The sequence below is a fragment of the Cupriavidus sp. CER-90 genome, from assembly GCF_057652055.1.
In genome coordinates this window covers 1,669,374-1,689,188 of sequence record NZ_JBYGYM010000002.1, presented here as the reverse complement: position 1 = coordinate 1,689,188, position 19,815 = coordinate 1,669,374, and the positions used below count along the sequence as shown (strand labels likewise).

Here is a 19,815-nt window from a genome sequence, read left to right as displayed (position 1 = left end):
CCACTTTTGTCGCGATCTTGCCGGTCTGGCTTCAGAACGGCTCGCCCGGATACATCGGCCTGCGGTCGTTCAGGTACAGCCAGCCCTTGACGATACGATACAGTATCCACAGTGACAAAATGCAGAAAACGGCGATTGCCACCGGGATCAGCACCACTGTTGCGAACAGGATGCCGCCCGCCACGTACCAGACAATCGACCACCAGAATGTGCGGATCTGCCACGCAAAGTGCGAGGCATACACCGTTCCCCGGGTGTCATCGCGCTTTACGTAGTTGACGATGATCGCGATCAGCGCCGTAATGCCGCCTGTAAACCAGTGGATCGCATACAGCGCATAAAGGATGTGCGTCAGCTTGCGCAGTCCGTCGAGCTTGTCCGCATCAGCGGTTGTCGTCACCTGCGTGGTGTAGTCCGTCGCCATCGTGCCCTCCAGCGTTGTACCGCGTTATGCCGTGTCCGGAACATTCCGGGAGGCCATAGGCTCAATGCTACTCCTTGCGACTGGCTTTCTCGACCAGCCCCGACAGCCCCTCGCGGCGCGCCAGTTCATTGACCACGTCGGCCGGCGTGGCGCCGATATGCGAGAGCAGCACCATCGTGTGGAACCACAGATCGGCCACTTCGTAGACCACCTTGCCCACGGCTTCGTCGCCCAGGCCGGCCGCGCGGGCGTCCTTGGCCGCCATCACGGTTTCGGTGGCTTCCTCGCCGATCTTCTTCAGGATGGCGTCGTCGCCCTTCCTGAACAGCTTGGCCACATAGGATTTGTCGGGGTCGCCGCCGTTTTCGGGCTTGCGCGATTCCAGCGTGGCGGCCACGCGGGCCAGCACGTCTGCCGAGCCAGTCGTTTGCGTGTTCTGGCTCATGGCTTGGCCGCGTAGATCGCCGACGGGTCCTTGAGCACCGGCTCGACGGTATGCCAGTCGCCCGACTCGACGTCGCCTTCGAACTTCTGGAAGAAACACGAGTGCCGGCCGGTATGGCAGGCAATGCTGTCGATCTGGGTGACCTTCAGCAGGACCACGTCCTCGTCGCAATCCAGGCGGATTTCGTGCACCTTCTGCACGTGGCCCGACTCCTCGCCCTTGTGCCACAGGCGCTTGCGCGAACGCGACCAGAACACGGCCTCGCCCAGCTCAACCGTGCGCTGCAGCGCCTCCCGGTTCATGAACGCGAACATCAGCACGTCATTGGAGCCCGTCTCCTGGACGATCACCGGCACCAGGCCGTTGTCGTCCCACTTCACCTTGTTCAACCACTTCTTTGCCATGATCAGATCCGGACGGGGATGCCCTCGCGGGCCATGAATGCCTTTGCTTCGCCAACGGTGTGCTGGCCGTAGTGGAAGATGCTGGCGGCCAGCACCGCATCGGCGTGACCGAGCTTGATGCCGTCGGCCAGATCCTGCAGGCCGCCCACGCCACCTGATGCAATAACGGGTACCGGCACGGCGTCGCTGACCGCGCGCGTCAGTTCCAGGTCGAATCCGCTCCTGGTGCCGTCGCGGTCCATGCTGGTCAGCAGGATTTCGCCGGCGCCGCGGCGCGCCATCTCGCGGGCCCACTCCACGGCGTCCAGACCGGTCGCCTTGCGTCCGCCGTGGGTAAAGACTTCCCAGCGGGCCGGCTCGCCCGGCGCCGAGCTGCGCTTGGCATCGATGGCCACCACGATGCACTGCGAGCCGTACTTGCCGGTTGCATCTGAAACCAGTTGCGGATTGGCGATGGCCGACGAATTCACGCTGATCTTGTCCGCCCCGGCATTGAGCAGCCGGCGCACGTCTTCCACGGCGCGCACGCCGCCGCCCACGGTCAGCGGGATGAACACCTGCGAAGCCACGGCCTCGATGATATGAAGGATCAGGTCGCGGCCGTCGCTGGTCGCGGTAATGTCGAGAAAAGTGATTTCATCGGCACCTTGCTCGTCATAGCGGCGAGCGATTTCCACGGGGTCGCCAGCATCGCGCAGTTCGACGAAGTTGACACCCTTGACCACCCGCCCGTTGGTGACGTCGAGGCAGGGGATGATACGTTTGGCTAGCATGTGGTTCCTTGCCTGCCGCGCCCGCCCGGGGCACGGCTGGTTGTGGCGTCCTGCCGGGTGGCGTGACGCGGCCGCCCGTTACTCGGCCGTCAGCTTGTCCGCGTGCGCCTGGGCGTCGGCAAAGACCAGGTCGCCCGAATAGATCGCGCGGCCGCAGATCACACCTTCCACGCCCTCGCCTTCCACGGCGCAGAGCTGGTCGATGTCCGCCATGTTCGACAGGCCGCCGCTGGCGATCACCGGAATCGACATCGACTGGGCCAGCTTGACCGTGGCGTCGATGTTGATGCCCTGCAGCATGCCGTCGCGGCCGATGTCGGTGTAGATGATGGCTTCCACGCCGTAGTCTTCGTACTTGCGTGCCAGATCCGCCACTTCATGGCCGGTCAGCTTGCTCCAGCCATCGGTGGCCACCTTGCCGTCCTTGGCATCGAGCCCGACGATGATGTGGCCGCCGAACGCCGAGCAGGCGTCCTTCAGGAATCCGGGGTTCTTCACGGCCGCGGTGCCGATGATCACGTACGACAGGCCGTCGTCGAGCCAGCGTTCGATCGTGTTCAGATCGCGGATCCCCCCGCCGAGCTGGACCGGAATCTCGTCGCCGACTTCCGCGATGATGGCCTTGATGGCGGCCTCGTTGCGGGGCTTGCCAACAAAGGCGCCGTTCAGGTCGACCAGATGCAGGCGACGCGCGCCCTGGTTCACCCAGTGACGTGCCATGGCGGCGGGATCTTCGGAAAAGACGGTAGCCTGGTCCATATCGCCTTGTTTGAGGCGTACACACTGACCGTCCTTCAGGTCGATGGCCGGAATGAGCAACATAGCGTAACGAGCGTGGTGGTTGTGTAAAGGAAAAGGGCAGCGATGCCAGCGCGGGCTGCGCGGGCGCTCAGGTCATGTCAGTTTTGCAGTGGATGCAGTCTGGGTCGGTGGCTCTGAACGGCAGGTATCGCTGTTGATCTTGTGGCGCTTCTGGTAACAGGTGCTTCTGACGCTTTACGGATTCCAGTGCACGAAATTCCGGTATAGCTGCAAACCCATCGCGGCGCTCTTCTCCGGGTGGAACTGCGTGGCGAAAATATTATCGCGTGCCACCGCGCTGGTAAACACGACGCCATAGTCCGTCTCGCCGGCAATATGCGCGGGCTCCTGCGCCTGCACATAATAGCTGTGCACGAAGTAAAACCAGCTGTTGTCCGGGACGCCCTGCCACATCGGGTGCGCCATTGCCTGCCGCACGCGGTTCCAGCCCATCTGCGGCACCTTGAAGCGCGAGCCATCCGGCTGCGTCATCCCTTCCAGTTCAAAGCGGATCACCTCGCCCGGCATCAGGCCCAGGGCCGGCGTGCTGGCCGCACCCGACCTGACTTCACTGCTGCGTTCGAACAGCATCTGTTCGCCAACGCACACACCCAGCATCGGCTTCGACGCCGCGGCCTCCAGCACGGCCTGCTGGAGCCCCGAATCTCCCAGGGCGCCCATGCAGTCGGGCATCGCACCCTGCCCCGGCAGCACCACGCGGTCGGCCGCGCGGATCGCCTCGGGGCGGTCCACAACCTGCACGTCCGCTTCCGGTGCCGCGGCACGCAGAGCCTGCGCCACCGAGCGCAGGTTGCCCATGCCGTAATCCACAATTGCTATGGTAGTCATGATTTCAAAACAGGCAACAATGTCTTCAGCCCGTCCACAATGAATTCAACGGCCAGCGCCGACAGGATCAACCCCATCAGGCGCGTGCCGATATTGATCCCGGTCCTGCCAACCACCCGTGCGATGGGGTCCGCCGCACGGAACGTGCCATACACCACCAGCCCCAGCAGCACGCCGATCCCGACCAGGATCAGCAGCTCGTACCAGTGATGCGTCTTGCCCGCATACACGATCACGGTGCTGATCGATCCCGGCCCGGTCAGCAACGGCAGCGCCAGCGGCACCACCGCGATACTGGTCTTGGCCTCCGCCTCGTCCTCTTCCTCGGGCGTGGCCTTGGTCCGGCCCGTCTGGGCGTTGAGCATGTTCATGGCCATCATGATCATGATCAGCCCGCCGCCCACCTGCAGCGACGCCACCGAGATATTGAAGAACTCGATGATCTGCTGGCCCAGCAACGCCGACAAGCCCACCACGATCGCCACGGCAATCGACGCCGTCTTGATCGTCTTCAGCTTCTCCGCCTCGGTCTGCTGGCTGGTCAGGCTGATGAAGAACGGGATCGCCCCGATCGGATTGATCAGCGCCAGCAGCGAGATGAAAGACTTGAGCGTATCCATCGGATGCGGGTGTGTCGGGGTTGTCAGCGTCGCCGCAGCCAGCCGGCACGCCTGCTATATGGGGCGCAGGTCAGTGTTTCAGGTCAGACACCAGTATGGGTCAGAGCGTACCCTTGGTCGATGGAATCTGGTTGGCCGCACGCGGATCCAGCTCCACCGCCATGCGCAACGCACGGCCAAAGGCCTTGAACACCGTTTCGCACTGGTGGTGGGCGTTGATGCCGCGCAGGTTGTCGATATGGAGCGTCACCCCGGCGTGGTTGACGAAACCGCGGAAGAACTCGATCGTCAGGTCGACGTCGAAGCTGCCCACCCGGGCGCGCGTGAACGGCACGTGGAATTCCAGCCCCGGGCGGCCCGAGAAGTCGATCACCACGCGCGACAGGCACTCGTCCAGCGGCACGTAGCTGTGGCCGTAGCGGGTGATGCCCTTCTTGTCGCCGATGGCGCGCGCCACGGCCTGGCCCAGCGTAATGCCGACGTCTTCCACCGTGTGATGGTCGTCGATATGGGTGTCGCCCGTGGCCTCCACCTCCAGGTCGAACATGCCATGCCGGGCAATCTGGTCCAGCATGTGGTCGAGGAACGGCACGCCGGAAGCCAGCTTCTGGCGGCCCGTGCCATCAAGGTTCAGCGAAACGCGGATCTGCGTTTCCGAGGTATTGCGGGTGACCTCTGCAACACGCATGGTGGGGTTAATCCTGCAATGAGGCACGGAATGCCTCAAGAAACTGCGCGTTTTCTTCGGGGGTGCTGACCGTCACGCGCAGACAGTTGGCCAGCAATGCGTGCATTTTACTCACGTTCTTGATTAATACCTTCCGCGCCAGCACGCGCGCGAACGCCTGTGCCGCATCCGGCACGCGCACCAGCAGGAAGTTGGCGGCGCTCGGGTAGACCGTCACGCCCGGCATGGCCGCCATGGCGTCGGCCAGCTTCGTGCGCTCGGCACGCAGCTGGGCGGCCTGGTCGTCCAGCACATCCACATGTTCGAGCGCGAACAGCGCGGTGGCTTCGGTCAGCACGTTGACGTTGTACGGCGGCCGCACCTTGTCCAGTTGCGACAGCCATTCCGGCGACCCCGCCATGTAGCCCAGGCGGATACCGGCGAGGCCCAGCTTCGACACCGTGCGCATCACCAGCAAATTGCCGAACTCGGTCAGGCGCGGCATCCAGCTTTCCTGGGCGAACGGCTGGTAGGCCTCGTCCACCACCACCAGGCTCTGGCATACCTCGCCCTGCGCGGCGCGCACGATCGCTTCCATGTCGGCGGCGTCGAACAGGTTGCCGGTGGGGTTGTTCGGGTAGGCCAGATAGATGACGGCGGGCTTGTGCTCGGCCATCGCGGCCAGCATGGCGGCGCGGTCCAGCGTGAAATCGGCGCGCAGCGGCACGCCGACAAACCCGAGGCCCGCAAACTGCGCCGACATCGCATACATGACGAAGCCCGGCACCGGCGCCAGCACCTTGGCGCCCGGCTTCGATGCGGCCAGCGAAATGATGCTGATCAGTTCGTCCGAACCGTTGCCCAGCATCACCTCCATGCCGGCCGGCACCTTCATGACCGACTTGAGCTGCGCGCGCAGGGCCTCGCTGCTGGGGACCGGGTAGCGGTTCAGGGCCACCTCGCCCAGCCGCGCGGCCAGTTGCGCGCGCAGGTCGGGCGGCAGCCGGTACGGGTTCTCCATCGCGTCGAGCTTCACCAGTCCGTGCGAGTCGGCGACATGATAGGCGCCCATGGCGCGCACGTCGTCACGGATGATGCGTTCGATCAAAGATGGGTCTACGGCTGGCATGATGGTCCTGTGGTTTCGTGCCTTGCGGCATGTCTTAACGCTTGAATCGGTACTCGGCGCTGCGCGCGTGGGCCTGCAGCCCCTCGCCATAGGCCAGTTCGGCGGCGATCTGGCCCAGCATCTGCGCCCCGCCCTCGCTGACCTCGATCAGGCTCGAACGCTTCTGGAAGTCGTACACGCCCAGCGGCGACGAGAAGCGCGCGGTGCGCGAGGTGGGCAGCACGTGGTTCGGGCCCGCGCAGTAGTCGCCCAGCGACTCGCTGGTATAGCGGCCCAGGAAGATGGCGCCCGCATGGCGGATCTTCTCGCTCCACTGGCGCGGGTGTTCGGCGGAAATCTCCAGGTGCTCGGGCGCGATGGCGTTGGCGATCTCGCAGGCTTCTTCCATGTCGCGCACCTTGACCAGCGCACCGCGTCCGGCCAGCGAGGCGGCGATGACTTCGCGGCGCGGCATCGTCGGCAGCTGGCGCTGGATGCTCTCTTCCACGCGGTTCAGGTAGGCCTCGTCCGGGCACAGCAGGATCGACTGCGCCAGTTCGTCGTGCTCGGCCTGCGAGAACAGGTCCATGGCCACCCAGTCCGGATCGGTCGTGCCGTCGCAGATCACCAGGATTTCCGACGGGCCGGCGATCATGTCGATGCCGACCGTGCCGAACACGCGGCGCTTGGCGGCCGCCACATAGGCATTGCCCGGGCCGACGATCTTGTCCACCTGCGGCAGCGTGGCGGTACCGAAGGCCAGCGCGCCCACGGCCTGCGCGCCGCCGATCGTGAACACCCGGTCCACGCCGGCGATCTGCGCGGCGGCCAGCACCAGTTCGTTGCGCACGCCACCGGGCGTGGGCACGACCATGATCACTTCCTTGACGCCGGCCACGCGCGCGGGGATCGCATTCATCAGCACCGACGACGGGTATGCGGCCTTGCCGCCGGGCACGTACAGGCCCACGCGGTCCAGCGGGGTCACCTTCTGGCCCAGCATCGTGCCGTCGGCCTCGGTGTATTCCCAGCTATGGCTGCCGCATTCGATCTTCTGCTTCTCGTGGTAGGCGCGTACGCGGGCGGCGGCGGCCTCCAGCGCGGCGCGGCGCTTCGGCTCCAGGTCTTCCAGCGCCGCTTCCAGCTGGGATTGCGACAGTTCCAGCGCGCCCATCGAGGGGGCTTCCAGGCGGTCGAAACGGCGCGTGTATTCGAGCACGGCCTCGTCGCCGCGGCGGCGCACGTCAGCCAGGATATCGGCAGCGGCGCGATCGATGGCCTCGTCTTCCGACGCCTCGAACGCCAGCACCTGGCGCAGGGCATCGGCAAAGCCGGGCTCGGTCGAGTCGAGCCGGCGGATCGACAGGTTCTCCATATCGGTGTCGTTCATGACTGCTTGTCCTCGGGGAATCCCTGACGGATGCCCGGTCGGGTTCAACTTGTGCGTACCTCAGGCGAGCGCCGCCGAGGCCCGTTCAAATGCTTCCAGAATCGGCGTCAGCCGTTCCCGTTTCAGCTTCAGCGCCGCCTGGTTGACCACCAGGCGCGACGAGATCTGCACGATCTCCTCCACTTCCACCAGGTTGTTCGCGCGCAGCGTGCCGCCGGTACTGACCAGGTCGACGATGGCATCGGACAGCCCCACCAGCGGGCCCAGCTCCATCGAGCCGTACAGCTTGATCAGGTCCACGTGCACGCCCTTCTTGGCGAAGTGCTCGCGTGCGGTCTGCACGTACTTGGTGGCCACGGCCAGGCGCGCACCCTGCCGCACCGCGTTGGCGTAGTCGAAGCCGGCAGGCACCGCCACCGACATGCGGCAGCGCGCGATGTTCAGGTCGATCGGCGCGTACAGGCCGGTCATGCCGTGCTCCATCAGCACGTCCTTGCCGGCCACGCCGAAGTCGGCCGCGCCATACTGCACGTAGGTCGGCACGTCCGACGCGCGCACGATGATCACGCGCACGGCCGGGTCCGACGTCGGCAGGATCAGCTTGCGCGAGGTCTCGGGGTCCTCGGTCACCTGAATGCCGGCCGCGGCCAGCAGCGGCAGCGTTTCGGTAAAGATGCGGCCCTTGGACAGTGCCAGCGTCAGCTGGTTGGGCGAGGCGTTGAAAGCGGGACTCATCGTCAGTTCTTCAAGGTTCGGGGCGGCTTGGGGCGGCGGCGGCTGGTTCAGGCGATCCGGCGGATCTTCGCGCCGACGGCCGACAGCTTGTCTTCCATGCGGTCGTAGCCGCGATCCAGGTGGTAGATGCGGTCGATCGTCGTTTCGCCATCGGCCACCAGGCCGGCAATGACGAGACTGGCCGACGCACGCAGGTCGGTGGCCATCACGTTGGCGCCCGACAGGCGCGGCACGCCGGTCACCACCGCGGTATTGCCCTCGGCCGTGATGTTCGCGCCCAGACGGTTCAGCTCCTGCACGTGCATGAAGCGGTTTTCGAAGATCGTCTCGGTGATGCGCGCCGTGCCTTCGGCCACCGCGTTCAGGGCCATGAACTGGGCCTGCATGTCGGTCGGGAAGGCCGGGTATTCCGACGTCCGGAAGCTCACGGCCTGCGGGCGTTGCGCCATGGCCAGGCGGATCCAGTCGTCGCCGGTCTCGACCGTGGCACCGGTCTCGCGCAGCTTGATCAGCACGGCGTCCAGGATCAGCGGCGGGACGTCGCGCACGACGATGTCGCCCAGCGACGCGGCGGCCGCGCACAGGAACGTGCCGGCCTCGATACGGTCGGCCACCACGCTGTGCTGCGCGCCGTGGAGCTTGTCGACGCCCTGCACGATCAGGCGGTCGGTGCCGATGCCCTCGATTTTCGCGCCCATCTTGACCAGCAGTTCGGCCAGATCGGTCACCTCGGGCTCGCGGGCGGCGTTTTCCAGCACGGTCTCGCCTTCGGCCAGCGTGGCGGCCATCAGCAGGTTCTCGGTGCCGGTCACGGTGATCATGTCCGTCACCACGCGGGCGCCCTTCAGGCGGCTGGCGCGGGCGTGGATGAAGCCGTGCTCGATGTTGATTTCCGCACCCATGGCCTGCAGGCCCTTGATGTGCTGGTCCACGGGCCGTGCGCCAATGCCGCAGCCGCCCGGCAACGACACGCGGGCCTCGCCGAAGCGGGCCACCAGCGGGCCGAGCACCAGGATCGACGCGCGCATGGTCTTCACGAGGTCGTAGGACGCTTCCGGCGAATTGATGTCTGCGCCGTTCAGCGTGGCCACGCCATTGACCATGTCGGCCTGCATGCCCATCTGGCGCAGCAGCTTGAGCATGGTGCGCGTGTCCTGCAGGTCGGGCACGTTGGAAAGCGATACGGTATCTGCGGTCAGCAGGCCGGCACACAGGATGGGCAGGGCGGCGTTCTTGGCGCCCGAGACGCGGACTTCGCCCTTGAGCGGCCCGTTGCCCTGGATCTGGAATTTGTCCATGTTTCTGTCTTGTCAGCCGGCGGGGTCGGACCCGCCGGTATGTTGTCTTGTGAGGGATCGACGCCTTATTTGGCGCCGTCGGCCTGCCATTCGGCCGGCGTCAGCGTCTTCATCGACAGCGCATGGATCTCGGCGCGCATGCGGTCGCCCAGCGCCGCGTAGACGCGCTGGTGCCGCTGGATCAGGCGCTTGCCCTCGAACTCCCCGCTCACGATCGTGGCGAAGAAGTGCTGGCCATCGCCCTCCACGTGCAGATGTTCGCAGGGCAATCCTTGGGCAATGTAATCCCTGACTTGTTCCGGAGTAGGCAGCATGTCTGTCTCTGAGAATTCGGTGAATTGCGGCAAATCAGTGCCGCAGCTTGTAACCCTTGCGCAGCAGGCGCAGCGCCAGCGCGGCCAGCACCACGAACGCCACGACCACCACGGCCAGGCTGTGCAGCGGCGGCACGTCGGACACGCCGAAGAAGCCGAAGCGGAAGCCGTCGATCATGTAGAAGAACGGGTTGGCGTGCGACACGGCCTGCCAGAACGGCGGCAAGGAGTGAATCGAATAGAACACGCCGGACAGGAACGTGGCCGGCATGATCAGAAAGTTCTGAAACGCGGCCAGCTGGTCGAACTTCTCGGCCCAGATGCCGGCGATCAGGCCCAGCGTGCCCAGGATGCCCGCGCCGGCCAGCCCGAACACCAGGATCCAGAGCGGATGCGCAAAATGCAGGTGTGCAAACCAGGCGGTCACCAGCAGCACGCCCAGGCCCACGCAGAGCCCGCGGATGATCGACGCCGCGACGTAGGCGCCGAACATCTCCCAGTGCGACAGCGGCGGCAGCAGGATGAACACCAGGTTGCCGGTAATCTTGGACTGGATCAGCGACGACGAGCTGTTGGCGAACGCATTCTGCAGCACGCTCATCATCACCAGGCCCGGCACCAGGAAGGCGGTATAGCTGATCTGGTCGTAGACGCGCACGCGGTCTTCGAGCACATGGCCGAAGATCAGCAGGTACAGCACGGCGGTCAGCACCGGCGCGGCCACGGTCTGGAACGACACCTTCCAGAAGCGCAGCACTTCCTTGTAGAGCAGCGTGCGGAAGCCGACCAGGCCGCCGACTTTCATCGATGCCAGACGCTGTTCCTCGCGCTGGGCCACATTGATCTCGGCGGGATTCTTCATGCCGCGGCCTCCATGGCGGCGTTCGGCGTGCTGCCGGGCATCTCGCCCTCGCGGCGCATGATCTGCACGAACACGTCCTCCAGGTCGGCCTTGCTGATTTCCATGTCTTCGATTTCACAGCCGGCGGCGCGCAGCGCGGCCAGGATGGGTTCCACGGCCTCGTAGCCCGACAGCCGCAGGCGATGCGCGCGCTCGCCCGGGTTGCCCGGCGTGCGCAGTGCGTCCAGTTCGGCCGGCAGCGTCCCCTTCGACAGGGTCAGAACCAGTTGCAGGCCCGCGAACTGGTTGAGCAGGCTGCTGGTGCGGTCCAGCGCCACCACCTCGCCGAACTTGAGCATGGCGATGCGGTCGCACAGTGCCTCGGCTTCTTCCAGGTAGTGGGTGGTCAGGATGATCGTGTGGCCTTCGCGGTTCAGGCGCGAAATGAATTTCCACAGGGTCTGGCGCAGTTCCACGTCCACGCCGGCGGTGGGTTCGTCCAGCACGATCACGGGCGGACGGTGCACCAGCGCCTGGGCCACCAGTACGCGGCGCTTCATGCCGCCCGAAAGCTGGCGCATGTTGCTGTCGGCCTTGTTGGTGAGATCGAGGTTGGCCATGATCTCGTCGATCCAGTCGTCGTTGCGCGACAGGCCGAAATAGCCCGACTGCAGCCGCAGCGTCTCGCGCACCGTGAAGAACGGATCGAAAACCAGCTCCTGGGGCACCACGCCCAGCATGCGGCGCGCCATGCGGTAGTCGTCCACCACATCGTGGCCCAGCACGCTGACCGTACCCGAATCGGCGCGGTTCAGGCCGGCCAGAATGGATATCAGCGTGGTCTTGCCCGCGCCGTTGGGGCCGAGCAGGCCGAAGAATTCCCCGCGCTCGACGCTGAAACTGACACCCTTGAGCGCCTGCAGGTTGCGGTAACGCTTGCGGACATCGGTAATTTCGATGGCTTTCATGGCCGAATGTCTTGGGATGGGGCCGCTTGGCGGTCAGCCTTACCTGGATTGGGGGGGCGCCCCTGAGGTTAGCCGCGCAGCACCTGTGGATCGTGTCAGGACACTTGGGGGCGACTTGGGGACGAACAACCCGGAATTATAGGGGATGAGGGGGTTCCCCCGCTCTGCCCGGCGCGGCGCCAGGCCATCGGCCCGACGCCGTGGCATCGCATGGCCGCACGCAAAGGCACGCGCGGCGACGGATGCCGGTTCAATGTCGGTGGTGGTGGTGTTCCGGGTGGGTAGCGGTGGCGGCAGCCAGGCCCAGCAGGCCTTCGACCCCATAGAGGGTGGCCAGCGACCGCAGCTGCGGCGACGCGCCGGCGACAGTCAACGACTGGCCGCGCTCGGCGGCAGCCCGTTGCCAGGCCAGCAGCACGGCGACGGCGGAGGAATCCACCTGCGTCAGCGCGCTGCAATCCACCGTCACGTCGCCCTGCTGCACGCGCGACAGGCCGTCACGCAGCACGACGGCGGCGTTGCGGTTGGTCAGCGAGGCGCCAAGGGCAGGCATGGATGGATGGGAGCTGGAAACGTGAAACGGGCTTGTCGAAATGAAAACTCCCGCCCGGAGGCGGGAGCGTCTGGCCATTGTAGACCAGTTTGGCCGCGCCGTGCTGCGGCGCAACCAGAATCGCGCGGATCTGCCGCTCAGCCCTTGGCGTTGGCCAGCTGGCGGTTGCGGTCCTGCAGCGTCTTGATGACGCCGTCCACGCCCTGCTGGTTGGCGATGGTGTTGAAGCTGCCCTTGTACGCCTCGGTCAGCCAGGCGCCCAGCACGTTGATGTCATAGACCTTCCAGCCCTCGGCCGTCTTTTCCAGGCGGTAATCCATCTGGATCGGCTCGCCCTTGTTGATGACCTGGGTGCGGATCGTGGCGTCGGTGTCGTCAGCCGTGCCGCGATAGGGACGGAACTGCACCTTCTGGTCGCGGATCTGGGCGATGGCGCCGGCGTAGGTACGGATCAGCAGCGTCTTGAACTCGTCGGTAATCACCTTCTGCTGTTCCGGCGTGGCCTTCGACCAGTTGCGGCCCATGGCGATCTGCGTGGTGCGCGTGAAGTTGGCGTGCGGCAGGATCTTCTGCTCGACGAGCTGGGTAATCTTGCCGATATTGCCGGCCTGCATGTCCTTGTCGGACTGCACGGTGGACATCACGTCGTTCACCACGGCCTTGACCAGGCCGTCCGGCGTCGAGGCGTCAGCCTGCTGCGCGTGCGCGGCGCCCGCGCCGGCAAAGGCAACAACAGTGAGGAAGGGAAGCAGCAGTCGCTTGATCATGTGAATTTTTTCCTTTCTTTCCGGGGACGTCACCTGCAGGGTATCGGCAGGTTCGCGCCCATCCGACAGGGCAACAACGCACCGCCATCGGAAATCATTGAAACACAGGCGTCAGCCGGGCATGGTACCTGCACATGCATGGAACGCCACTTTCATACACTTTGTTTCAGGCCTCACAGCGCGCTCACAGGCCGCCCAGGCACTGTCGGGACAAGGCTGGCGGGCAGACCTTCGGGCTGCCCACGCCGCCTCAGCCCTCTTTGGTATCGGCGCCGGCCGGCGCGGGCTTGCCGCCGCCGTCCTGGTCCGGGGGCGTCTTCTGCTGGGGTTGCTGCGGTGCGTCCTCGTCATCCTGCGACGGCGGATTGCCGTCGTGGATCAGGTATTCGCGGCGCTGCAGGTACGAATCGCGCAGGAACGCGTACTTGTCCAGCGCGGCCGCCTCGATCAGGCTGGTGGCACCCAGCAGTTGGGCCCGGCCGTCGACCACGCGCACGGTGGACACCGACAGGCTCGCGTACCACGGTGAAATATAGGTGGTCGGGTCCATGAAGCGGTCCACCACCATGCCGGTGCCGTCGCGCACGCTGCTCGGTCCGAACAGCGGCAGCACCAGGTACGGGCCCGGCGGCACGCCCCACACGCCCATGGTCTGGCCGAAGTCTTCCTTGTACTTGGGCAGGCCTGCCGGCGTGGCGATATCGATCAGGCCACCCAGGCCGAGCACGCTGTTGATGGCCACGCGCATCGTATCTTCCGCTGCCCGCGACGGCTTGCCTTGCAGCAGGTTGTTGGCCGCCGAGTAGACATCGCTGACATTCGAGAAGAAGTTACCCACCGCCGTGCGCACCGGCGACGGGATGTAGTCCTGGTAGCCCTCGGCCACCGGCTTCAGCGCGTATTTGTCCAGATTGTCGTTGAACGTGGAAACGCCGCGGTTGAACGGCTCCAGCGGGTCTGCCGGGTTGGCGTTGGGCCCGGTGGCGCAGCCAGCCAGGGCCAGCGCGACCAGCGGAGCCGCGCTCAGGCGATGAAAAGTGCTCATTTGCCGCCGCCCATTCCCGGCGCGGCCGGCAAGGCCGCCGCACCCGCGCCGGACGCATTCGCCGACGGAGACGGTGCCGGGGCCGACGCGTTGCCGTTGCCGCTGTTGCCGCCGGCGCCGGCATCGGCCGCCTTGTTGTACAGGAACTGACCGATCAGGTTTTCCAGCACCACGGCCGACTGCGTCATCGTGATCTTGCTGCCCTGGGCCAGCATCTTGTCGTCGCCGCCGGCTTCCAGCCCGATGTACTGCTCGCCAAGCAGCCCCGACGTCAGGATCTTGGCCGACGTGTCGCGCGGAAATTCGTAGCGTTTATCCAGATTCATCGTCACCGTGGCCTGGTATTGCTTGTCGTCGAAGTTGATCGACGCCACGCGGCCCACCACCACGCCGGCACTCTTTACCGGCGCACGCGGCTTCAGTCCGCCGATGTTGTCGAACTGCGCGGTCACCGCGTAGGTGTCCTGGAACGACAGGCTGCTCATGTTGCCGGCCTTCAGCGCCAGGAACAGCAGGGCGGCGAAGCCCACCACCACGAACAACCCCACCCAGTAGTCGAGCGAATTTTTCTTCATGCGAGTCTCTTGTCGAATGCTTGTCAGCTGAACATCAGCGCGGTCAGCAGGAAATCCAGGCCGAGCACGGCCAGCGACGCCATCACCACGGTCCGCGTGGTGGCGCGTGAAACGCCTTCGGGCGTCGGGTTCGCCTCGAACCCCTGGTACAGCGCGATGAACGTCACCGCAATGCCAAAAATAAAGCTCTTGATCACCCCGTTCAGCACGTCGGCACGCACATCCACGCCGCCCTGCATCTGCGACCAGAACGCGCCGGCATCCACGCCGATCAGCTGCACGCCAACCAGGTAGCCGCCCAGGATGCCCACCGCGCTGAAGATCGCGGCCAGGATCGGCATGGCGATGACACCGGCCCAGAAACGCGGCGCGATCACGCGCTGCAACGGGTTGACGGCCATCATTTCCATGGCGGTCAGCTGCTCGCCAGCCTTCATCAGGCCGATTTCAGCGGTCAGCGACGTGCCGGCGCGGCCCGCGAACAGCAGCGCCGACACCACCGGCCCGAGTTCGCGCACCAGCGACAGCGCCACCAGCAGGCCCAGCGCCTGCTCGGACCCATAGCGGTTCAGCGTGTAGTAGCCCTGCAGGCCCAGCACGAAGCCGACGAACAGGCCCGACACGGCGATGATCACCAGCGACAGGTTGCCGACGAAGAACACCTGGTCGGAAATCAGCCGGAATCGGCGCAGCAGTGCCGGCGACAGCGCCAGCACGGCCAGGAACATGCGCGTGGCACGGCCCAGGCCGCCCACGAACTGGCGCACCGCGGCGCCGATGGTAGTGAAGAAGCCGGTCAACGCGCGCCTCCGGCCAGGAAATCTTCGGCCAGCGTGGGGCCGGCGTAATGGAAAGGTACCGGGCCGTCGGCCTCGGCGTGCACGAACTGGCGCACGAACGGGTCGCTGGACGCCCGCAGGTCGTCGGGCGCGCCTTCGGCAGCAATCCTGCCGTTCGCAATGAAATACACGTAATCGGCGATCTGGAAGGTTTCCTGCACGTCGTGCGAGACGATGATGGTGCTGGCACCCAGCGCGTCGTTGAGGTCGCGGATCAGGTTGGCCGTCAGGCCGAGCGAGATCGGGTCCAGGCCGGCGAACGGTTCGTCGTACATCAGCAGGGCCGGGTCCAGCGCGATGGCCCGCGCCAGCGCCACGCGCCGCGCCATGCCGCCCGAGATCTGCGCCGGCATCAGGTCGCGTGCCCCGCGCAGCCCCACCGCGTTGAGCTTCATCAGCACCAGATCCCGGATCATCGATTCGGGCAGGTCGGTGTGCTCGCGTAGCGGAAATGCGACGTTGTCGAATACCGACAAGTCAGTGAACAGCGCGCCAAACTGGAACAGCATGCCCATCTGGCGGCGCACCGCGTACAGCGCGGTCTGGTCCATGACGTCGATGTCGGCGCCGTTGAACGTCACACGGCCGCGCTGCGGGCGAACCATGCCGCCCACCAGGCGCATCACCGTGGTCTTGCCACAGCCCGAACCGCCCATGACGGCCACCACTTTCCCGCGCGGAAAGCGCATGGAAAGGCCGGATAGGATGGGCTTGTCGCCAGCCGCGTATGCAAAATCGACATCCGCGAGTTCGACGACGTTGGGGCCTGTAAAAGCCTGGCCAGACGGGTTCGGCACGGTAGCGGTCACAATGTCACCGGATTTGGACAGGCCGCCATTATAAGGGCTACTACCTATCGGTCGCCGTCCCGTGTGGTGATCTCACCATTGCATGGCCGACAACAATCCGATGCATTCGTGTGATGCCGGCCGGACAAACTGGCCCGACCGCGCACTTCAGGGCTCGCTGCGCGGACCCGCCTGGCGCAGAATCACCTGCCATTGCACCGATTCCGAGCGGATGGCGGTGGCAAAGGCGTCGGGCGAATCGCGAACTGGCGTAAGGCCGGCAGCCATCAACTGGGCCTGCACGCCGCGTTCGCTGGTCACACTGTCCAGCTCGGTAGCCAGTCGCGCCACGATGGCCCGGGGCGTCTTGGCCGGGGCCATCACGCCATACCAGGCGAGCGCCCCGTAGCCCTCCATGCCCGTCTCCTGCAGCGTCGGCACCTGCGGCGACAGCGGCGAGCGCACAGGCCCGGTCACGCCCAGGATTCGCAGTGCACCCGAGCGCACATGGGTCTGCACCGCGGCCCACGAACAGAAGCAGGCGCTGATCCGGCCGGCGAGCATTTCCTGCACCACCGCGCTCTCGCCCTTGGCCATCACGAGTGGCACGCTGGTCGGCATGCCCCGCACCGCGTATTCGGCGTACAGATGCTGCGGGCTGCCCGGCTGGCCATAGCCATAGCTGTACGATGCCGGGCTCGACCGCACGGCCGTGACCCACTGCTGGGGTGTCGTCATCGGCAAATGGCCATCGATCACCAGGAACAACGGCATGGCGGCCACCCGCGCAACCGGGGTGAAATCGCGCGTCACGTCATAGGGCACCGGTTCGAGCCCTGGCTGGATCAGCATGTTGGCCTGATGGAACAGCAGCGTGTGGCCGTCGGAACTGGCCTTGGCCACGAGGTCGCCAGCCATGGTGCCCGCCGCGCCGGGACGATTGTCCACATCGACAGGCACGCCCAGCCGCTGGGATAGCCGTTCGGCCACCAGTCGCGCCACGGCATCGGCGACACCGCCGGCCGGGAACGGCACGATCATGCGCAGCGGCCGGGCGGGGAACGAGACCTGACGGGCCGGCGATTCCGTGCGCGTGGCAGACGGAATGCTGGCAAGCTGGGCGACCGCGGGAGGCTGAGCGAGGGCCGTCGCCGTGCATAGCGCAACGGCAACCGCGCACCCCGTCCATCTGGCAGCGAGTATTGGCAACGTCGCTATACCTCGCCAAAGCCGCATGCAATTGCGTACTTCGGGCATCAATTTCCTCCGGGCCGTACCCACCGCTACGGCACCAAATCGGCTGAAAGGGATTTCGAGGCAGTCTCTTCTTATCTAGTTTGAGGAAATTGTAAGGACATTGCCTGGCAGCGCCCAGACCGCGTAAACGCTCTCCGGGCGGACCCCAATGTGAGCGCCCGTATAATCGGCCGATGCCCGAATTCACCCTGCGGCCCATGCGTGCCGCCGACCTGCCCGCCGTGCTTGCCATCCAGGCACAGTGCTATGGCGATGCGCTGGTGGAGTCCGCCGATGCCCTGGAAAGCCGGCTCACGCTATCGCCCGCCACCTGCTGGGTCGCAGACCTGTCCACACCATCGCAAAACGGCCAATCCAGCCCTGCCCTGGCCGCCTACCTGTTCACCCATGCATGGCCAGAGGCGTCGCTGCCACCCTGGAACGGCCGGCTTGCCCGCGACTGGCCCGATACCGAGCCGCTGACGTGGTTCATTCACGACATGGCCGTGGCACCGATCGGGCGCGGCGCGGGACTCGCTACCCGCCTCCACGACGCGGCACGCAACGTGGCGATGACCGACGGCCTGCGGGCGTCGCGCCTTATCGCCGTCCAGTCAGCCGATGCGTACTGGCGCAGGCTCGGGTACGCGCCGCTGGCCGCCGGCAGGCATGCAGACAAGCTGGCAGCGTATGGAGAGGGGGCGGTGTTGATGGGGTGTCAACTGTAGGTCCAAGCTTGCCGAACCCATAGGCCAGAACAAAAACCCCCGCAGCCTTCCGGCATGCGGGGGTGTTTTCGAGCCAGCGTAGGAACCGGCGGCTTAGCGCGGCAGTTCGCTGTGGCCCATCAGGAAGGCGTCCACCGAGCGGGCGGCCTGGCGGCCTTCGCGGATGGCCCAGACCACCAGCGACTGGCCGCGGCGCACGTCGCCTGCGGCGAAGACCTTCGGCACGTTCGTCTGGTAGGCGCGATCGCCTTCGGTCGATGCCTTGGCGTTCTTGCGCGCGTCGGTGTCCACGCCGAAGGCTTCCAGCATCGAGCCCACCGGGTTCGTGAAGCCCATGGCCAGCAGCACCAGGTCGGCCTTCAGCACGAATTCGCTGCCCGGCACTTCCTGCATCTTGCCGTCCTTCCACTCCACGCGGCAGGCCTTCAGCGCCGTGACCTTGCCGTTCTCGCCGATCAGTTCCTTGGTGGCCACCGACCAGTCGCGCGAGCAGCCTTCGTCATGCGACGACGACGTGCGCAGCTTGATCGGCCAGTACGGCCACACCAGCGGCTTGTTCTCTTCTTCCGGCGGCTGCGGCAGCAGTTCGAACTGCGTGACCGATTCGGCGCCATGGCGGTTCGACGTGCCGACGCAGTCCGAACCCGTATCGCCGCCGCCAATCACGATCACGTGCTTGCCTTCGGCGCGGATCTCGTTGACGCCGTCGCCGGCCACTTCCTTGTTCTGCGGGATCAGGAATTCCAGCGCGTAGTGGACGCCGGCCAGTTCGCGGCCCGGCACGGGGAGGTCGCGGGGCACTTCCGAGCCGCCCGCCAGCACCACGGCGTCGAACTGGTCCATCAGCGCCTGCGCCGAGATGGTTTCACGCGCGTAGTTCTTGATGCCGGCCGGCAGCGCGCCGTCGGTCACCATCACGCCCGCGCGGAAGGTCACGCCTTCGGCCTGCATCTGCTCGATGCGGCGGTCGATCAGGTCCTTCTCCATCTTGAAGTCGGGGATGCCGTAGCGCAGCAGGCCGCCGATGCGGTCGTTCTTCTCGAACACGGTCACGTCGTGGCCGGCGCGCGCCAGTTGCTGCGCGGCGGCCATGCCAGCGGGGCCCGAGCCGACCACGGCCACGGTCTTGCCGGTCTTGTGCTTCGGCACCTGCGGCGCCACCCAGCCTTCTTCCCAGGCCTTGTCGATGATCGCGTGCTCGATCGACTTGATGCCCACCGGCAGCTCGTTGATGCCCAGCGTGCAGGCAGCCTCGCACGGCGCCGGGCAGATACGGCCCGTGAACTCGGGGAAGTTGTTGGTCTGGTGCAGGACCTCGATCGCCGACTTCCAGTCCTGGCGGTACACCAGGTCGTTGAAGTCCGGAATGATGTTGTTGACCGGGCAGCCGTTGTTGCAGAACGGGATACCGCAGTCCATGCAGCGGGCACCCTGGACCTTCGCTTCGCTGTCGGAGAGCGCGAACACGAATTCCTTGTAGTGCTTCACGCGCTTGACTACCGGTTCGTAGCCTTCGTTCTGGCGCGGAAATTCGAGAAAGCCTGTCGCCTTACCCATGTTGCATCCTTGGTCTTGCTGGCGCGAGGCGGCCGGGCCGGCCTCGCGTGGGGTCAGTATCTTGTTGGCGCCGCAGCCGTTGCCGCGGCG

General features: G+C 65.8%; 24 protein-coding genes. 1 reads left to right on the top strand and 23 read right to left on the bottom strand.

Annotation, left to right across the window (positions count from 1 at the left end; all coding sequences use genetic code 11):
• Positions 1–31 precede the first annotated feature (31 nt).
• From AC24R4_RS18390 to AC24R4_RS18285, 22 genes are all read right to left on the bottom strand, one after another.
• Positions 32–424, bottom strand: a complete 393-nt coding sequence (locus tag AC24R4_RS18390) for a DUF4870 family protein (protein WP_400391811.1) — start codon at positions 422–424, stop codon at positions 32–34.
• Between the two features lie 67 nt (positions 425–491).
• Positions 492–869, bottom strand: a complete 378-nt coding sequence (locus AC24R4_RS18385; protein WP_400391808.1) for a phosphoribosyl-ATP diphosphatase — start codon at positions 867–869, stop codon at positions 492–494.
• Entirely contained in the window at positions 866–1,273 is a 408-nt protein-coding gene (hisI, locus tag AC24R4_RS18380; protein WP_153949123.1) for a phosphoribosyl-AMP cyclohydrolase, read from the bottom strand. Before hisI ends, AC24R4_RS18385 begins: the two co-directional genes overlap by 4 nt.
• A gap of 2 nt (positions 1,274–1,275) precedes the next feature.
• The gene (hisF, locus tag AC24R4_RS18375) at positions 1,276–2,046 is read right to left on the bottom strand and encodes an imidazole glycerol phosphate synthase subunit HisF (protein WP_400391804.1); all 771 of its coding nucleotides are present in this window, start codon (positions 2,044–2,046) and stop codon (positions 1,276–1,278) included.
• Positions 2,047–2,124: 78 nt separating this feature from the next.
• Positions 2,125–2,868, bottom strand: a complete 744-nt coding sequence (gene hisA / locus AC24R4_RS18370) for a 1-(5-phosphoribosyl)-5-[(5-phosphoribosylamino)methylideneamino]imidazole-4-carboxamide isomerase (protein ID WP_153949121.1) — start codon at positions 2,866–2,868, stop codon at positions 2,125–2,127.
• Between the two features lie 174 nt (positions 2,869–3,042).
• Entirely contained in the window at positions 3,043–3,696 is a 654-nt protein-coding gene (hisH, locus tag AC24R4_RS18365) for an imidazole glycerol phosphate synthase subunit HisH (protein WP_400391800.1), read from the bottom strand.
• The gene (locus AC24R4_RS18360; RefSeq protein WP_153949119.1) at positions 3,693–4,316 is read right to left on the bottom strand and encodes a YchE family NAAT transporter; all 624 of its coding nucleotides are present in this window, start codon (positions 4,314–4,316) and stop codon (positions 3,693–3,695) included. Before AC24R4_RS18360 ends, hisH begins: the two co-directional genes overlap by 4 nt.
• A 100-nt stretch (positions 4,317–4,416) precedes the next feature.
• The gene (gene hisB / locus AC24R4_RS18355) at positions 4,417–5,004 is read right to left on the bottom strand and encodes an imidazoleglycerol-phosphate dehydratase HisB (RefSeq protein ID WP_066731163.1); all 588 of its coding nucleotides are present in this window, start codon (positions 5,002–5,004) and stop codon (positions 4,417–4,419) included.
• Positions 5,005–5,011: 7 nt separating this feature from the next.
• Entirely contained in the window at positions 5,012–6,112 is a 1,101-nt protein-coding gene (gene hisC, locus AC24R4_RS18350; RefSeq protein WP_400391796.1) for a histidinol-phosphate transaminase, read from the bottom strand.
• 34 nt (positions 6,113–6,146) lie between these two features.
• The gene (gene hisD / locus AC24R4_RS18345; protein WP_400391793.1) at positions 6,147–7,481 is read right to left on the bottom strand and encodes a histidinol dehydrogenase; all 1,335 of its coding nucleotides are present in this window, start codon (positions 7,479–7,481) and stop codon (positions 6,147–6,149) included.
• Positions 7,482–7,541: 60 nt separating this feature from the next.
• Positions 7,542–8,216, bottom strand: coding sequence for an ATP phosphoribosyltransferase (gene hisG / locus AC24R4_RS18340; RefSeq protein WP_092602115.1), 675 nt, complete (start codon positions 8,214–8,216; stop codon positions 7,542–7,544).
• A gap of 47 nt (positions 8,217–8,263) precedes the next feature.
• Positions 8,264–9,514: a UDP-N-acetylglucosamine 1-carboxyvinyltransferase gene (murA, locus tag AC24R4_RS18335; RefSeq protein ID WP_400391790.1), complete on the bottom strand. Its 1,251-nt coding sequence runs from the start codon at positions 9,512–9,514 to the stop codon at positions 8,264–8,266.
• 65 nt (positions 9,515–9,579) lie between these two features.
• A complete protein-coding gene (locus AC24R4_RS18330) occupies positions 9,580–9,828 on the bottom strand; it encodes a BolA family protein (protein WP_092602220.1) in 249 nt (82 codons plus the stop codon).
• Between the two features lie 34 nt (positions 9,829–9,862).
• The gene (locus AC24R4_RS18325) at positions 9,863–10,690 is read right to left on the bottom strand and encodes an ABC transporter permease (RefSeq protein ID WP_400391786.1); all 828 of its coding nucleotides are present in this window, start codon (positions 10,688–10,690) and stop codon (positions 9,863–9,865) included.
• A complete protein-coding gene (locus AC24R4_RS18320) occupies positions 10,687–11,637 on the bottom strand; it encodes an ABC transporter ATP-binding protein (RefSeq protein ID WP_400391783.1) in 951 nt (316 codons plus the stop codon). Before AC24R4_RS18320 ends, AC24R4_RS18325 begins: the two co-directional genes overlap by 4 nt.
• Before the next feature lie 250 nt (positions 11,638–11,887).
• The gene (locus AC24R4_RS18315; protein ID WP_400391780.1) at positions 11,888–12,190 is read right to left on the bottom strand and encodes an STAS domain-containing protein; all 303 of its coding nucleotides are present in this window, start codon (positions 12,188–12,190) and stop codon (positions 11,888–11,890) included.
• A gap of 137 nt (positions 12,191–12,327) precedes the next feature.
• Entirely contained in the window at positions 12,328–12,957 is a 630-nt protein-coding gene (locus tag AC24R4_RS18310; protein WP_400391777.1) for an MlaC/ttg2D family ABC transporter substrate-binding protein, read from the bottom strand.
• A gap of 250 nt (positions 12,958–13,207) precedes the next feature.
• Positions 13,208–14,002, bottom strand: coding sequence for an MlaA family lipoprotein (locus AC24R4_RS18305; protein WP_400391774.1), 795 nt, complete (start codon positions 14,000–14,002; stop codon positions 13,208–13,210).
• Positions 13,999–14,577, bottom strand: coding sequence for an outer membrane lipid asymmetry maintenance protein MlaD (gene mlaD, locus AC24R4_RS18300; RefSeq protein ID WP_400391772.1), 579 nt, complete (start codon positions 14,575–14,577; stop codon positions 13,999–14,001). Before mlaD ends, AC24R4_RS18305 begins: the two co-directional genes overlap by 4 nt.
• Positions 14,578–14,600: 23 nt before the next feature.
• Positions 14,601–15,377 carry a lipid asymmetry maintenance ABC transporter permease subunit MlaE gene (gene mlaE / locus AC24R4_RS18295; protein WP_101680505.1) on the bottom strand — a complete coding sequence of 259 codons (777 nt, stop codon included), beginning with the start codon at positions 15,375–15,377 and terminating at the stop codon, positions 14,601–14,603.
• Positions 15,374–16,225, bottom strand: a complete 852-nt coding sequence (locus tag AC24R4_RS18290) for an ABC transporter ATP-binding protein (RefSeq protein ID WP_400391767.1) — start codon at positions 16,223–16,225, stop codon at positions 15,374–15,376. The genes mlaE and AC24R4_RS18290 overlap by 4 nt, the downstream gene beginning before the upstream one ends.
• Positions 16,226–16,372: 147 nt before the next feature.
• Positions 16,373–17,461 carry a Bug family tripartite tricarboxylate transporter substrate binding protein gene (locus tag AC24R4_RS18285; RefSeq protein ID WP_487523449.1) on the bottom strand — a complete coding sequence of 363 codons (1,089 nt, stop codon included), beginning with the start codon at positions 17,459–17,461 and terminating at the stop codon, positions 16,373–16,375.
• Between the two features lie 173 nt (positions 17,462–17,634).
• Here AC24R4_RS18285 and AC24R4_RS18280 point away from each other — a divergent pair, with 173 nt between their 5' ends.
• Positions 17,635–18,168, top strand: a complete 534-nt coding sequence (locus AC24R4_RS18280) for a GNAT family N-acetyltransferase (protein WP_487523448.1) — start codon at positions 17,635–17,637, stop codon at positions 18,166–18,168.
• Between the two features lie 93 nt (positions 18,169–18,261).
• Here AC24R4_RS18280 and AC24R4_RS18275 read toward each other — a convergent pair whose 3' ends face one another.
• Positions 18,262–19,725 carry a glutamate synthase subunit beta gene (locus tag AC24R4_RS18275; RefSeq protein ID WP_400394569.1) on the bottom strand — a complete coding sequence of 488 codons (1,464 nt, stop codon included), beginning with the start codon at positions 19,723–19,725 and terminating at the stop codon, positions 18,262–18,264.
• Between the last annotated feature and the right edge of the window lie 90 nt (positions 19,726–19,815).